The organism is Paenibacillus sp. FSL R7-0340, assembly GCF_038002205.1.
Taxonomy (GTDB): Bacteria; Bacillota; Bacilli; order Paenibacillales; family Paenibacillaceae; genus Paenibacillus; species Paenibacillus polymyxa_B.
The window spans coordinates 285,216-298,898 of the sequence record NZ_JBBOBY010000001.1 but is presented as its reverse complement, the minus strand read 5'-3'; the positions used below and the strand labels follow the sequence as shown (position 1 = coordinate 298,898).

The 13,683-nt window shown below is 44.3% G+C and carries 10 protein-coding genes and 1 riboswitch; of the genes, 7 read left to right on the top strand and 3 right to left on the bottom strand.

Going from position 1 to position 13,683, the window contains the following annotated elements:
• Window positions 1-26: 26 nt before the first annotated feature.
• A riboswitch (purine riboswitch) is annotated at window positions 27-130 on the bottom strand.
• Window positions 131-481: 351 nt separating this feature from the next.
• The 5 genes from rhaB to MKX59_RS01315 all read left to right on the top strand — a co-directional run bounded on the left by rhaB (window position 482) and on the right by MKX59_RS01315 (window position 7,622).
• Complete coding sequence (gene rhaB, locus MKX59_RS01335; RefSeq protein ID WP_028540884.1) at window positions 482-1,963, top strand: rhamnulokinase; 1,482 nt, start codon at window positions 482-484, stop codon at window positions 1,961-1,963.
• A gap of 12 nt (window positions 1,964-1,975) precedes the next feature.
• Window positions 1,976-3,232: an L-rhamnose isomerase gene (gene rhaA / locus MKX59_RS01330; RefSeq protein ID WP_023990991.1), complete on the top strand. Its 1,257-nt coding sequence runs from the start codon at window positions 1,976-1,978 to the stop codon at window positions 3,230-3,232.
• A gap of 52 nt (window positions 3,233-3,284) precedes the next feature.
• The gene (gene rhaD, locus MKX59_RS01325) at window positions 3,285-4,130 is read left to right on the top strand and encodes a rhamnulose-1-phosphate aldolase (RefSeq protein WP_023990992.1); all 846 of its coding nucleotides are present in this window, start codon (window positions 3,285-3,287) and stop codon (window positions 4,128-4,130) included.
• Window positions 4,131-4,322: 192 nt separating this feature from the next.
• Complete coding sequence (locus tag MKX59_RS01320) at window positions 4,323-5,213, top strand: AraC family transcriptional regulator (protein WP_076264579.1); 891 nt, start codon at window positions 4,323-4,325, stop codon at window positions 5,211-5,213.
• Between the two features lie 138 nt (window positions 5,214-5,351).
• Window positions 5,352-7,622: a GDYXXLXY domain-containing protein gene (locus MKX59_RS01315; RefSeq protein ID WP_179085441.1), complete on the top strand. Its 2,271-nt coding sequence runs from the start codon at window positions 5,352-5,354 to the stop codon at window positions 7,620-7,622.
• Between the two features lie 148 nt (window positions 7,623-7,770).
• On the opposite strand, the gene mmuM is transcribed toward MKX59_RS01315, so the two are convergent.
• Window positions 7,771-8,718: a homocysteine S-methyltransferase gene (gene mmuM, locus MKX59_RS01310; protein WP_076264580.1), complete on the bottom strand. Its 948-nt coding sequence runs from the start codon at window positions 8,716-8,718 to the stop codon at window positions 7,771-7,773.
• Window positions 8,719-9,052: 334 nt separating this feature from the next.
• Here mmuM and MKX59_RS01305 point away from each other — a divergent pair, with 334 nt between their 5' ends.
• Window positions 9,053-10,108: an AEC family transporter gene (locus tag MKX59_RS01305; RefSeq protein WP_023990996.1), complete on the top strand. Its 1,056-nt coding sequence runs from the start codon at window positions 9,053-9,055 to the stop codon at window positions 10,106-10,108.
• 17 nt (window positions 10,109-10,125) lie between these two features.
• Window positions 10,126-11,145: a 2-hydroxyacid dehydrogenase gene (locus tag MKX59_RS01300; protein WP_028540889.1), complete on the top strand. Its 1,020-nt coding sequence runs from the start codon at window positions 10,126-10,128 to the stop codon at window positions 11,143-11,145.
• A 50-nt stretch (window positions 11,146-11,195) separates the two neighbouring features.
• On the opposite strand, the gene MKX59_RS01295 is transcribed toward MKX59_RS01300, so the two are convergent.
• Together MKX59_RS01295 and MKX59_RS01290 are read right to left on the bottom strand one after the other, a co-directional pair.
• On the bottom strand, window positions 11,196-11,933 hold the full coding sequence (locus MKX59_RS01295; protein WP_076156674.1) for a response regulator: 738 nt from the start codon (window positions 11,931-11,933) through the stop codon (window positions 11,196-11,198).
• Entirely contained in the window at window positions 11,930-13,579 is a 1,650-nt protein-coding gene (locus MKX59_RS01290; RefSeq protein ID WP_143757848.1) for an ATP-binding protein, read from the bottom strand. The genes MKX59_RS01295 and MKX59_RS01290 overlap by 4 nt, the downstream gene beginning before the upstream one ends.
• Window positions 13,580-13,683: the final 104 nt, after the last annotated feature.

Genomic DNA, 13,683 nt, shown 5'->3' with positions numbered 1-13,683 from the left:
ACAAATAAATGCCCGCATTCATCCAAAGCCGATGCGCTATCACTCATAGTCGGACGATTACAGTGGTCATCCGGTAGAAACTTCTGGGCCATATCCCCAATATTATACGAGTCATATGAAATTGATATCTTGTATACTACACCCTCTGGCGGGCGGTTTCAAGACTATTTTTCATACAGACAGCGGCATTTGGAGAACCTTCCACAATTGGAATATCGTAAATCAAGCCGACCTTTGTTCAAGGTATATATATTGTAAGGACTTTGCATAATCCTGATTGTAGAAAACAGATAAAAAACAAAAATACATGCAAAACAACATTTAATTTTAATTATAATTTTAGAAAACAAAAATAAAACCACAAATTATACTTCCGTTTATGTTGACTACAAAGAAAAACGGAAGTAGTATGGAGTTAGTTAAGAAAGCAAAAGGCAGACTTTCAGGCTGCCAGTATTTTATCCATGCAAGGAGATTGGGTATGAATAATTATCTTGCTGTTGATATTGGAGCTTCAAGCGGAAGGCTCGTAAGTGCAACTCTGCAAGGTGACCAGCTACACTTGCAAGAGCTTCACCGTTTCAACAACTCCTTTACCGAAAAAAACGGACACGATTACTGGAATATCGACGAACTATTGAATGAGATTATTCAGGGCTTGCAAAAAGCTAAACAGACGGGGATTCACTCCTGTACGCTCGGCATTGATACATGGGCTGTAGATTACGTGCTGCTTGATCAGAAAGGAAACCGCATTCATGAGGTATACGCTTACCGGGATGCACGTACCCTCCATGCGCCCGACAGGCTGCACCAGATCATCAGTCGAGAGGCTGTGTATGAGAAAACAGGCATTCAGGAACTAAACTTTAATACCCTGTATCAACTGTTTGTCCATGATCGGGAACAGCTTGCCCAGGCGGATAAAATATTGATGGTCCCCGATTATCTGTACTATCGCCTGACAGGCATCATGATCAATGAAATGACGAATGCGTCCACGATGCAGCTTCTCAACGTGAACACACGAGAGTTTGATGAAGACCTGCTGTCCCTGCTCCAACTGCGACGCAATCAGTTTTCAGAGCTTGCCGAGCCTGGACGGGTTCTGGGTTCTCTTTTGCCGGAGCTTGTTCAAAAATACGATCTTCCGGACTGTCAGATCATTCTTGCGCCTACTCACGATACTGCATCGGCTGTTGCAGGTGTTCCGTCACAGCGGGAAGAATCTTGGGCCTATATTAGCAGCGGAACGTGGTCACTACTGGGAATGGAACGTTCCAAAGCCTTGAATACCAAGGCAGCCATGCAGGCGAACTACACGAATGAGTGGGGTGCTTACGGTACGTACCGTTTTCTGAAAAATATTATGGGATTGTGGATGATTCAGGAGGTTAGGAGGGAGGGCGGTTCCGCACATAGCTTTGCTGAATTGGCCGAACTGGCTTCAGCAGAGACACCGTTTGTCAGTCTCGTCCTCTGTAACCAGTCATCCTTCTTAAACCCGGATAGTATGACCCTTGAAATCCAGCGATTCTGTGAAGAAACAGGCCAGCCCAGCCCCAGAACGCCGGGTTCGCTCGCCCGCTGTATTTTCGACAGTCTGGCCTTAAGCTACCGCGATGCCTTACACGAACTGCAACGTTTAACAGACGAAACGATTACCAGATTGTACATTGTCGGCGGAGGCGCTAACAACGAATTACTATGTCAGCTTACAGCCGATCTCTTGGGAATTGAGGTTCAGGCAGGTCCTTCCGAATCTACAGCCATCGGCAATATTGTCGTGCAATTAATCAGCTCTGGTGTTCTTGAGGATCTCAAAGCTGCTGGCCGTACCATCGCCCGCTCCTTTCCGACTCGGCTATATGAACCGAAATCGGTGGAAGGCTTGCAAGAACTCCTGGATCGCTGGGAGCGCCTCAAGATACAAGCAACATCCTCTATTCAGATATCTCAATAAAGGAGTAAAGCCATGAATGAAGCTATTGAAGCCAGTTATAACGAAGCGAAAAAGCTGTATGCCCGCCACGGTATTCAAGTTGACGACATTTTACGGAAGCTTTCACAAATCAAAATATCACTGCACTGCTGGCAGGGAGATGATGTTCAGGGATTTCTGTTCAAAGACAAACAGCTTAGCGGGGGGATTGCCGTAACGGGCAGCTACCCGGGCAGAGCAGGCACGCCGCATGAGTTGCGTCAGGATTTAGAAAAAGCTCTATCGCTTATTCCGGGTAAACACAAGGTCAATCTGCACGCAATCTATGCGGACACCACAGAACAAGTGGATCTGGATCAACTGGAGCCACGCCATTTTCAGAACTGGGTAGACTGGGCCAAACAGCAAGGGCTCGGGCTTGATTTTAATCCAACTTTGTTCTCCCATCCCAAAGCGGAAGACGGCTTCACACTGAGTCACAAGGATTCGGAAATCCGCGATTTCTGGATCACACACTGCAAAAAATCACGCAGGATTGCAGAGCATTTTGGCAAAGAACTCGGTCAGCCCTGTGTCACAAACCACTGGATGCCGGATGGCTATAAAGATACTCCGGTTGATCGGTTGGCTCCAAGAGAACGTCTGCGTGATGCGCTGGACGAAATTTTTAGCGAGGAAATCAGCGAGGAATACAACATCGATGCGGTTGAAAGCAAGCTGTTTGGCATCGGCTCGGAAAGCTATGTCGTAGGCTCACATGAATTCTATATGGGATACGCCCTGACACGCGGTAAATCCATCTGTCTCGACGCTGGTCACTTCCATCCAACCGAAGTCATTTCGAACAAACTGTCCTCTGTGCTGATGTTCACCGATCAATTATTGCTCCATGTCAGCAGACCGGTTCGTTGGGACAGTGATCATGTCGTGACGATGGACGACGAATTGCTGGACATTGCCCGTGAGCTGGTTCGCGGTGAATTGCTTTCCCGAACCCATATCGGTCTTGATTTCTTTGATGGAAGTATCAATCATGTAGCAGCATGGGTCATCGGAACACGCAACACGATCAAAGCGCTACTTCGCGCTATGCTCGAACCGATTGAAGCATTAAAGCAGGCGGAAGAGGAACAGGATTTCACCACTCGTCTTGCTCTGGTCGAAGAGTTTAAATCGTATCCGTTTGGTGCCATATGGGATTACTATTGCGCTCAAAACGGCGTTCCTGTTCGTGAGGAATGGTTGGCCGAAGTAAAAAACTATGAACAACAGGTACTGCTGAAACGGTAACTACTGCACTGATAATGCTTATATTCATATCATACAAAGGGAGAGATTATCCATGACTACTGTGCTGGAGAATCAAAAAGAACGCAAATCGGGACTGGATATCCCATTTGTTCGCGAGATGGCGGAAATTACACAAAACATGTGGAAATTCGGCTGGGATGAACGCAATGGAGGTAATGTAAGCTATATTCTGGATGAAGCTGAGGTTGCAAAATATATAGATATTCATCAGGTCATTCGGACGATTAAACCTGCTTTTCCGGTGAATGAACTGGCTGGTAAATATTTTATCGTCACCGGATCAGGAAAATATTTCAAAAACGTAATTGCCGATCCGGAAGCCAATTTAGGAGTTCTTCGTGTCTCGCAGGATGGCGAGCAATTGGAAGTCTTGTGGGGCCTCAAACATGGCGCGGTGCCTACCAGTGAGTTACCTTCCCATTTTATGGGCCACATTGAGCGCTTGAAGGTCGATCCTAACCATCGTGTTGTGATTCATAATCATGCCACCCATGTTATTGCCATGACCTTCATTCATAGTCTGGACGAAAACCAATTCACCAAAACGCTGTGGGAAATGTGTACCGAATGTATTGTCGTCTTTCCAGACGGTATCGGCGTAATCCCTTGGATGGTACCAGGTTCCAGCGAAATCGGCCGCGAAACGGCTAAAAAAATGAAGGATCATCATGCTGTATTATGGCCTCATCATGGCATTTTCGGAACGGGCAGCTCCATTGATGAAGCGTTTGGCCTGATTGAAACGATTGAAAAAGCGGCGCAAATTTATATGCTCATTGCTCACCATGATATTCAGCAACGAATTACGGATCAGGAATTGGCCGATCTGGCGAAAGCCTTTAACGTTACTCCAAAAGAAGGAATACTGAACGTATAAACATAGGCCAACCTCATAACTCACAACTTAAAAGGCTCCATGGCTCGTCTCAAATCGACCATGGAGCCTTTGGCATACCTAGTTTTAATTATATAACCCTTAATTCCAATGAATTAACTTGTAATTACGCTTCCCTTTATATACAATAAAATCAAAATTCCCTTATCTCCACCAAAGGAGAGGTGACAAGTTATGAAAAGAGCAAAAAATGAAGATCACTTCGACATCGTGGAAGACCATTATTTCACAGCTACCGAACTGGAAAAATCCAGCGCCATTTGGCCAGTCAGACTGGGTATGGATATTTCGAAAACAAGCTGCCATGTCGGTCCCAAGGCTGTTCCTTATTTTTATTTGATTTTTGTACTTGAAGGTCAGGCTGAGTTTATTTATAAGCAGCAGAATTACCGTGTCCAAAAGTCTGATTTATTCTGTTTTTTTCCGCATCTTGCCCATGAATATTACACCGATCAGGAGCACCCGTTGCAAAAGGTATGGATTGCCTTTGAGGGACCTAAATCCCTCGCGCTACTGGAGCGGATCGGAATTAATCCCTCTACGCCATTTATGGCTAACGCAGTGAGCGAGGAAATCCTTGAGCTTATCTCCAACCTGTTTTCCATCGTAAACGACAACAGACAGGGTAGCGATCTGGCCCGCTTGATTACACTGCATCAGATCTTCGAGGAGTTATCCCGCAACACATCTGACGTACTGCGCAACTTTGTATGCTCTGATTATTGGCTCCAGCAGGGGAAAGATTACATTGAAATGCATTATTGTGACCGTGTTACGATTGAGCAAATTGCCGAGCATGTAGGTGTGGATCGTGCGCATTTTTCACGTAAGTTCCATTCCACCTTCCTCATCTCTCCCGCCAAGTATTTGCAAAACCTCAAGATTAACGAAGCCAAAAGATTACTGGAGCAGACAACTTACAATTTGTCGATCATAGCCCAGTCCATCGGCTATACCGATATGTCCACCTTTTCCAAGGCATTTAAGAAAACAGCAGGGATTCCACCGCGTGAGTATCGCTTCCGACATCAGTCCCGGCAAGAGATTCGTACCGTCAACGCTTAGTCGGAATCCAGTAACGTTAAAGAGAGCCGCCGTATACGGTGGCTCTCTTTTTATGACCTGATCCTAATTTCCACTTGGTTCTGAGCCCTTTCAACGCTATAATAGGCTTCAAACCAACAGGAAAGGTACGTGAAATCCATGCTGCGATTCAATGCGATACGTACGGGCTATCTGCTGGGCATCTCACTGATACTGGCCGCAATTATTTATTTTTTCGCCTCCAATTGGGGCGGACTGGATCGGACATCCAAGATTGTACTTGCTGCTGCGCTTATTGTTCTGTTCTATGGCTTGTCTTTTGTATTTGCACGGATACGTGCTGTTCCCGGCCAACAAGCTTTTCTGTCTAATATGTTTTTGGTGGCTGGCTGTATAGCCTTTGGCGTTTCCGTGGCATTGCTCGGTCAAATTTACAATTCCCATGCGGACAGCTACGGATTGTTTTTCATTTGGTCGGTGCCGGCTCTGCTACTTAGCTGGATTACTCGCTACAATCCCTTTTATATGCTGTCTTATGTACTGATTCAACTTGGTTTGTGGCTTTATTTTTACCCTACGATGCAAAGTGTGCCTTATAGCGAACTTCGATCATTGTCGATTGCCGGAGTGTTCGCACTGGTCAATCTGGTGTTGTTTCTATTGGCGTTCCTTCATCGTATACGCTCTGCTCCACTACAATATATGAGCTTTACTGTTTTTCATATAGCCATGTTAGCGATGACCAACTCTTTTGCATTTGATGGGTATGGGCTGGTCATGAATATACCGTATATCGCTGTGATTGCTTTAGGATTTTATATATTTATCAAGGTGCGACTGAATAAAACGCTACTGACCTTGAATGCATTGGCGCTCTCAGCGTTTGCTGTCTTTAAATTTATAGAGCTGGCAGAGGCGTACTCCTCATCTCTGTTTTTTGTGTTTGGTTTGATTTTTGTGGCGCTGCTGCTGACGGGTAACGTGTGGTTTTTCCGTTATTTGAATCGTTTGGGAAAAACACCGCCGGAAGCAGGGATAACGGACATTAGTACATCAAAGACTGAGACGACCGTTCCCGAGGAACATGGCAGTGAATGGATCAGCAAAACCGTATCCCGTGTAATCAAAGTGGTTGGAGTGCTGATCGGTAGTATATCTCTCATCGGATTGATTATGATTAGCACGAATGTAAACCACACCGAATATGTACTGTTGGTTGTGTCGTTGCTGCTTATGATTTTGATGATTGTCATACCGGAATCGAAGCTGGATTCGGTAATACGTTATACACTGCTGACCATCAGCTATATTACAGGCTTGGCGGCCATTCTATGGTCAGATCAGTCGCTGCTTTCGGTATTATTTCTGATCGTTTCCATCGCTGGATGGTTCCGCTCCAAGGGGAAAAGGCAGTTGTTTTTTGCCTACACCTTTGTAAACCTGAATCTGGCGACCATTTTATTTCAGCAGTATCAGGAGTGGGATGGTTGGAACTGGACCTATAAGTTCATCATCTTCTCTCTTTTCATCGTCAATGCCGTGTTATATGGGGTAAGTTACTTTATATTCAAGACGGAGTTAAAAGAACATCTGCGGAATAGCTCATTATTTTTCAGCTTGTTGTTCCTGTTTTGGGCGACGTTTTTCGAGGATGTCATTCCACACTCTTATATGTTCATTAACATTTTTTATTTTGTTATCGTTACCGGGATGATCTTTGCCTTTGCCCGTCTGAAACAAAAATCGGAGACCCTCATGAGCGTTGTATTCTGGTTTATTTTTATCGGCTTCAAATACTATGATTTATTGTGGACGCTACTGTATAAGTCTTTTACGTTGGCGCTTCTGGGGGTCATTGCACTCGGCTTGACCTGGTGGGCGGATCGGCGAATGGCCCATAGCGGCAAAGCAGCATTTGATGCCGACCACCGCAGCTTTAGCTTCATGCGCTTAAGCCCGTTACTCATCGCTATTGTCATCGTGCTACAGCTGGGGATCATCGGCTATCAGACGGCGAGAAGTGAAACCCTGCTCGCCACAGGGGCTTCCATTAAGCTCAAACTGGCTCCTATAGACCCGCGCTCCCTGCTGCAAGGCGATTATGTGGCACTGAATTACGACATATCTACCCCGCCTTCCAAGACCCCTCTTCAGGAGGAGGAATGGAGCCGAGGCAAAGTCAAAGTCGTTCTCACACCAGATAGCCAAGGAGTATACGTCGCGGATCGCCTATATCAAGATGGTGAAAAACTTACCAGTCATGAGGTCGTTCTAAATGGACAATGGTATGGTTCTCGTATTCTGTACGGTATTGAGAATTATTTCATCCCTGAGGGAACCGGACGTACTGTAGAACAGAACGCACATTTTGCCCATATTCGGGTGAGCCGCAATGGGGACGCGCTGCTGGAACGTTTGGCAGAAAGCTGACCGGATCGGCGCAGGTAGTCAACAAAGCAGGCTGAACCAAGCTGCTCCATTGCTGGAGCACAACTTGGTTCAGCCTGCTTGTTCTTTTTCGGGCCATCGAGTTACCTCTTATAAATAACCTTTATCCCTACGCTACGCTTATCCTCGTTTATACATCTCTCGTCCATGATGCTATTTCCTCAATATCCAGCGGCTGAGTCCGGCAACAGCCGCCAATCAGACGAGCTCCCGCTTCATACCATTGGCGGGCACTTTGTCCAAATGTCTCTGTACAAGTGCTGCCGTGCCATGTCTTGCTGACCGGGTCATATTCCTCCCCCAGATTGGGATATACCACCACAGGCTTATCCGTGTGACTGCGTATTTCGTGAATAAGCGATGGAACGAAATTCGGCAAAGTGCAATTGATCCCTACAGCGGCCACTTGCTCATGTCCATTCAGCCACTCAGCACATGCAGCGGCAGACTCACCATTGCTGATATGCTGCCCATCCTTTGCGCTAAAGCTGATCCAGGCATACGTGCCTGGGAATTCCTTCAGCAATCGGGCGATGGCCTTGGCTTCAACCAGACAGGGTATCGTTTCACAAGCTAAAATATCTGCACCCGCCTCAATCAGAGCTTTCATACGCGGCCTGTGGAACTCCACTAGCTGTTCCTCGCTCAGCTTGTAATCGCCGCGATACTCTGACCCATCTGCCAAAAACGCCCCGTAAGGGCCAACAGAGGCCGCGACTAGAGGCTTGGGACGATGCCGCTGACTAGTAGTAGCCGTCACGTCAGCCCAAAACTCATCGCGTGCCTGCACAGCAATCCGCACCGATGATTGAATCAGTTCCAGCGCCTCATTTTCACTTAGGCCCCGTTTAACATAGCCTTCAACGGTAGCCTGATAGCTCGCAGTAATCGCACAGTCTGCCCCAGCCTCAAAATAATCTCTATGTACACGCTTGATCGACTCCGGATGCTCATGGAGGATTTTAGCTGACCATAAGCTATCGTTCAGATCATGTCCATGACGCTCCAGTTCAGTCGCCATGGCGCCGTCCAGCACGATCAGTTGAAATTCGTCCAGTATATGTTGTATCGGATTCATGTGGCCCCTCCTGCTCGTCTTTTCTATTTAACCCACTAATCAAGTAGGGTTTAATGATTTACATTATAGCACGGAAGTTGATGAGCACTCACAAAGCCAAGAAATAATCATTCCGTGAAGACGTCCCCTCTCGTTTCATTTGCCATCTGATGTAACGTATAAATTTTTTAAATTAGTTTCATAAGTTAAATTAATTAGATATTGTTCTTTTTTTCACAAAGTCATTTTACTATAAAAGTGCAAACCAACACTTTGGCCAAAAGATCAGGGAATTGCATCGTCACATTCTGCATCGTCATTTATGTGAAAAAAGGTACAAGAGAGGGTTTTATCTATGTCTTTACTAGAAATGATTACAGCGACCTTAACAGATAACAAAATTCTCAGTTCTATCGCTTCCACCGTTTTTATTATTCTTCTTGGTTTCTTTTGCCGGAAGAAGGGGATTTTTAACGCAGCAGTAGGAAAGATGTTATCCAAGGTTGTTCTAACCGTGGCTCTACCAGCACTAGCCTTTAATTCTTTCATGCAGGATATTAATCCTACAATGTTAAAACAAGGAATGAATGTTTTAATATGGGGAATTCTAATTTATATTATTCTCATCTTTATTTCTAAACCGTTCTTCCTGAGCTACAACAAGGATAAACAGGATGTTTTGCGGGTGTTAACCATTTTCGGTTCTACTACTTTCTTCGGAATTCCAATTGTCGGAGCCATTTACGGTCCTACCGGAGTGATGTACAGTTCCATTTTTAACATAGGGTACCGCATTTTCTTATACTCCTATGGCTATATCAAAATGAGCGGCTTGAAAATGGAGCTTAAAAATCTCAAAACCATGTTTTTGAATCCCATCGTTATCGCCACGTTTCTAGGCTTGTTTGTTTGGTTGTTTCAAGGTTATTTGCCACAAATGAGTGTAGCTACAGAGGATGGGGCCATTCAGCAGTTCGCCTTTCTAAGAATTGATCAAACCGCTGTCTGGCTGTTCAAGCCCATGACCTACCTAGCTGGACTAGCTTCTCCATTAGCCTGGTTATCGATTGGCTCGACATTGGGGGAGATCAGCTTCAAGTCGGCAGCTACTGATAAGACCTCTTGGTATTACAGCATAGTTAAGGTTTGGCTTGTTCCTATTGTTAACATCGTCTTGCTGGCTTTGTTGACTGTATCCCATATTCTGTCAGTCGATTCTGTCGCTTTAGCTACTATTGTCATCATGATGGCTACTCCTACAGCTACCGTAGCCGCAGCCTATGCCATCAGTTTTGATAAGGAAGCCATATTAACTTCTAATGCATCGCTTCTATCTACTATCACTTCTGTCGTCATGATTCCAGTGTGGATCATTACGCTCAATGTCATTGATAAAATTGGAATTTTCTAAATCAGGGGGAAAACAACATGTTAAAAATCATTTGCTATGGTGTCCGTTCTTATGAGAAACCCTATTTCCAGGATCTCAATAAATATAACTTCCAACTAACGCTAGTAGAAGAGTTGTTAACAACCAGCAATGCAGAATTGGCACAGCATCACGATGCCGTTTTGCTAAGAGGAAACTGTGCTGCCAATCGGGAAAATATCACAAAATTCAATGAATACGGCATTCAATATGTTTTCACCAGAACAGTCGGAATCAACCACATTGATTTGGATGCCTGCAGCGAATTCGGAATGAAGGTGGCACGCGTGCCATCCTACTCTCCGAATGCCATCGCCGAGCTCTCCCTAACTTTAGCAATGATGCTGTTCCGACACACCGCTTATATGACTACCAAAAGCTCGTTCAAAAATTTTATTGTGGATGAGCATACATTCAGCAAAGAGATCCATAACTGTAAAGTTGGGATTATCGGGGTTGGTCGCATTGGTCTGACGGAGGCCAAATTGTTTAAAGGATTGGGAGCCTCTGTTATTGGTTATGATGTGTACCAATCAGATGCGGCCAAGGAAGTCATTCCATTCACGACCTTGGATGAATTACTGGCAGAGAGTGATGTCGTTAGTGTGCACGTTCCTTATCTGCCGGGACAGAACGACAAAATGATTAACGCCAGCTTTTTGGCAAAAATGAAAAAGGGATCTATTCTCATCAATACCTCACGTGGAGAATTACAAGATAACCAAGCCATTTTGGACGCTTTGCTCAGTAACCATCTGGAAGGCTTCGCTACGGATGTCTTCCCTAAAGAAGATGAATTATTCTTTAGAGCATTTGAACCATGGCAAATGCTCCCAGACCCAACGATCCAGAAGCTTGTGGAGCTGTATCCAAGAGTTTTGGTAACACCTCATGCTGGCTCGAATACCGTTACGGCGTTATCCAACATGATTGAAACTAGCTACGACAACTTCCATGATATCGTTACAACTCATTCTTCGGATAACCTAGTCCCACTTCCTGTTCTCTCTATGAAATAATTAGGAAGCTCGGTACTCTTGTTGAACAAAAAAGAACCGCTATTTCCAGATTACATCGGAAATGGCGGTTCTTTTATATCAGGATTCAACTGATAGAGCATTAGCGGCCTGCCAACCTTGTGGTATTCTATCGATTCAACCAGAAAGCCATCGTCCACCAGGAACTGAATATATTTTTTTACCGTGATACGGGACAAGTCCACTTCTCTGGCTAACGTTTCAACCGAGAATGGTCCGTCCAGCTCTTGAATATTCTTCAGTATCGTGGTCATGGTTAGTTTGGACAAATTTTTAGATAGGTTTTTCGGTAGATTATGCGATGGATGTTCAACAGGTTTTTTCTTTTCCACACCCGCATGCTCTTCTTTATTAAAATAATGGTCAATAACAGCTTGATTAATTCCGTTCCCTTCCTCCATCACCGTGGCTAGGCGCTGGATTTTCTCAACAGCCAGTCTAAAGCGTTCGAATGTAAAGGGTTTAATTAAATAGTCTGCAACACCATAAAAAACAGCTTCCTTCACCGTCTGAATATCTTTTGCAGCCGTAATTAAAATAACCGAAGCATGATATTGATGCTCCTGCATATGTGATAATAAAGTTAATCCGCTTTTTCCAGGTAAATAAACGTCCAGTAATACCAGATCCGGTTTCCACTTTTGAAGACAGTCCTGTGCTTTCTTGACGGTATCTGCCTTACATACAACGTCCAAATTGTCCATGCGCTCGATAAACTGTTGATTGAGCTCAGCAACCATCGGATCATCCTCAACAATTAGAACTTTCATTCATTTGTCACCTCCAATGTACAGGGCAACTCTACATAAATACTTGTTCCCAGACCCGGTTGGCTATCAAGCTCAATGATTCCTTGATGATTTTCCACCATGGTTTTAACCAGATTCAAGCCGTAGCCTCTGTCTTCTCCTTTGGTTGAAAAGCCATGCTCGAATATCCTTTTTTGCATCTCAAAATCAATCCCCATACCATTATCTTTCACTTTCAAAATGAATACATTTCCCTCACACTCATAATTCAATTTCAGCTCAATTTTGCCGGGTTCTTTTTTTTGTAAGATGGAATCTATGGCGTTGTCAAAAAAATTACCCAGGATGTGTATGACATCATGAACGATATCCTGCATCTCCACATTAGAGACATCCGAGCTTTCTGCAAGAAGAACCGAAATATTCTGTTCGCGTGCTTCATTGATTTTACCCATAATAAAACCTGCTAATGCCGGAACTTTAATTCTCTCAGTCAAAAAGCCTACCTCATCTTGATACCGGTGATTTAGCTGCTGAATATATTGACTGACCTCCGCATATTTCCTCATTTCAATCAGGCCGGATATTACGTGCATTTTGTTCATAAATTCATGGGTCTGTCCGCGAAGGGAGTTAATATAATATTTTGTACCACTTAACTGGTTGCTGAGATGGATCATCTCGGATTGGTCGCGCAGCGTTGCAACTGCCCCAAAAAACTCATTTTCAATATATATAGGGGTTACTGTCGCAATGACTTCTATACCATTCACATAAAATGAGCGATCCTTGATTTTCTTTTTATCATCAAACACTCTCTTGAAGAGCACGTTATAAAAGTTGGTATCTAGCTGCTCGCCAATCGGGGCTTTCATCTCTTGGTTTGCCAGTTGATACTTGGCCTGAGCTTCTTTGTTCATGAGCATAATTTTCTTGTCAGCCGAAATGGCTATAATTCCTTCAGCGACCTCATTTTCAATAATTTCTTTTTCGCGCAATCGTGTCGCTATCTCTTGCGGCTCAAGCCCAAATAAAATCGTTTTGATTTTCTGAGCCAGAATGATCGCGCCCAGAACTCCACTAAAGAGCCCCAGCATCAGCCCCCCAAAAATGGTATACTGCGCCTGCATCAAATCATGATTTAGGGTTCTCATGGTCAGCCCTACACATACAATGCCAATGACCTCATGCTGTTGATTAAATATCGGCGTAAAATATCGGTAACCTTTGCCCAAAATACCTATATTCTCAGAAAAATGTCCCTGACCGGATAGTGCTCTTCTGGCATCATTCAAATCAGAGAACGGTTTGCCAACCATCGTTGCATCCGGATGAGATAGCCGAATTAAATCGTGATTCAAAATGACAACGAAATCCACATTAACGTTGTGCATGACTCCAAGCGAGTAGTCTTGGATCTGCTTCACAGGAACTCCCTGCTCAACATTACGAATAACATCGTTGTCACTAGCAACCATCTTGGCAATACCCGAAAGTTTTTCCTTCGTATTATCAAAATGCTTGTTAATCACGAAATTACGAATGAGAAGCACGGATATAATTAAAGAAATAATGATAACTAAAACAACCAAAATAATAATCATGAATTGTAGCGAAACTTTGAATTGTCGTCTCGGTTTCGACTTACTTTTTAACCGCAACCCCATCACCTAGCTTCTTTGTTAAGCTCTCCATTAGGAAGAAGAGCCTATCTCTGACCCTATATTCCCTTGATATTCGACATCGTTTGACAATTTCCTTCTTATTCTGC

Coding starts and splice junctions, on each gene's coding strand:
- rhaB (WP_028540884.1), top strand. CDS start 482: ATGAATAATTATCTTGCTGTTGATATTGGAGCTTCAAGCGGAAGGCTC.
- rhaA (WP_023990991.1), top strand. CDS start 1,976: ATGAATGAAGCTATTGAAGCCAGTTATAACGAAGCGAAAAAGCTGTAT.
- rhaD (WP_023990992.1), top strand. CDS start 3,285: ATGACTACTGTGCTGGAGAATCAAAAAGAACGCAAATCGGGACTGGAT.
- MKX59_RS01320 (WP_076264579.1), top strand. CDS start 4,323: ATGAAAAGAGCAAAAAATGAAGATCACTTCGACATCGTGGAAGACCAT.
- MKX59_RS01315 (WP_179085441.1), top strand. CDS start 5,352: ATGCTGCGATTCAATGCGATACGTACGGGCTATCTGCTGGGCATCTCA.
- mmuM (WP_076264580.1), bottom strand. CDS start 8,718: ATGAATCCGATACAACATATACTGGACGAATTTCAACTGATCGTGCTG.
- MKX59_RS01305 (WP_023990996.1), top strand. CDS start 9,053: ATGTCTTTACTAGAAATGATTACAGCGACCTTAACAGATAACAAAATT.
- MKX59_RS01300 (WP_028540889.1), top strand. CDS start 10,126: ATGTTAAAAATCATTTGCTATGGTGTCCGTTCTTATGAGAAACCCTAT.
- MKX59_RS01295 (WP_076156674.1), bottom strand. CDS start 11,933: ATGAAAGTTCTAATTGTTGAGGATGATCCGATGGTTGCTGAGCTCAAT.
- MKX59_RS01290 (WP_143757848.1), bottom strand. CDS start 13,579: ATGGGGTTGCGGTTAAAAAGTAAGTCGAAACCGAGACGACAATTCAAA.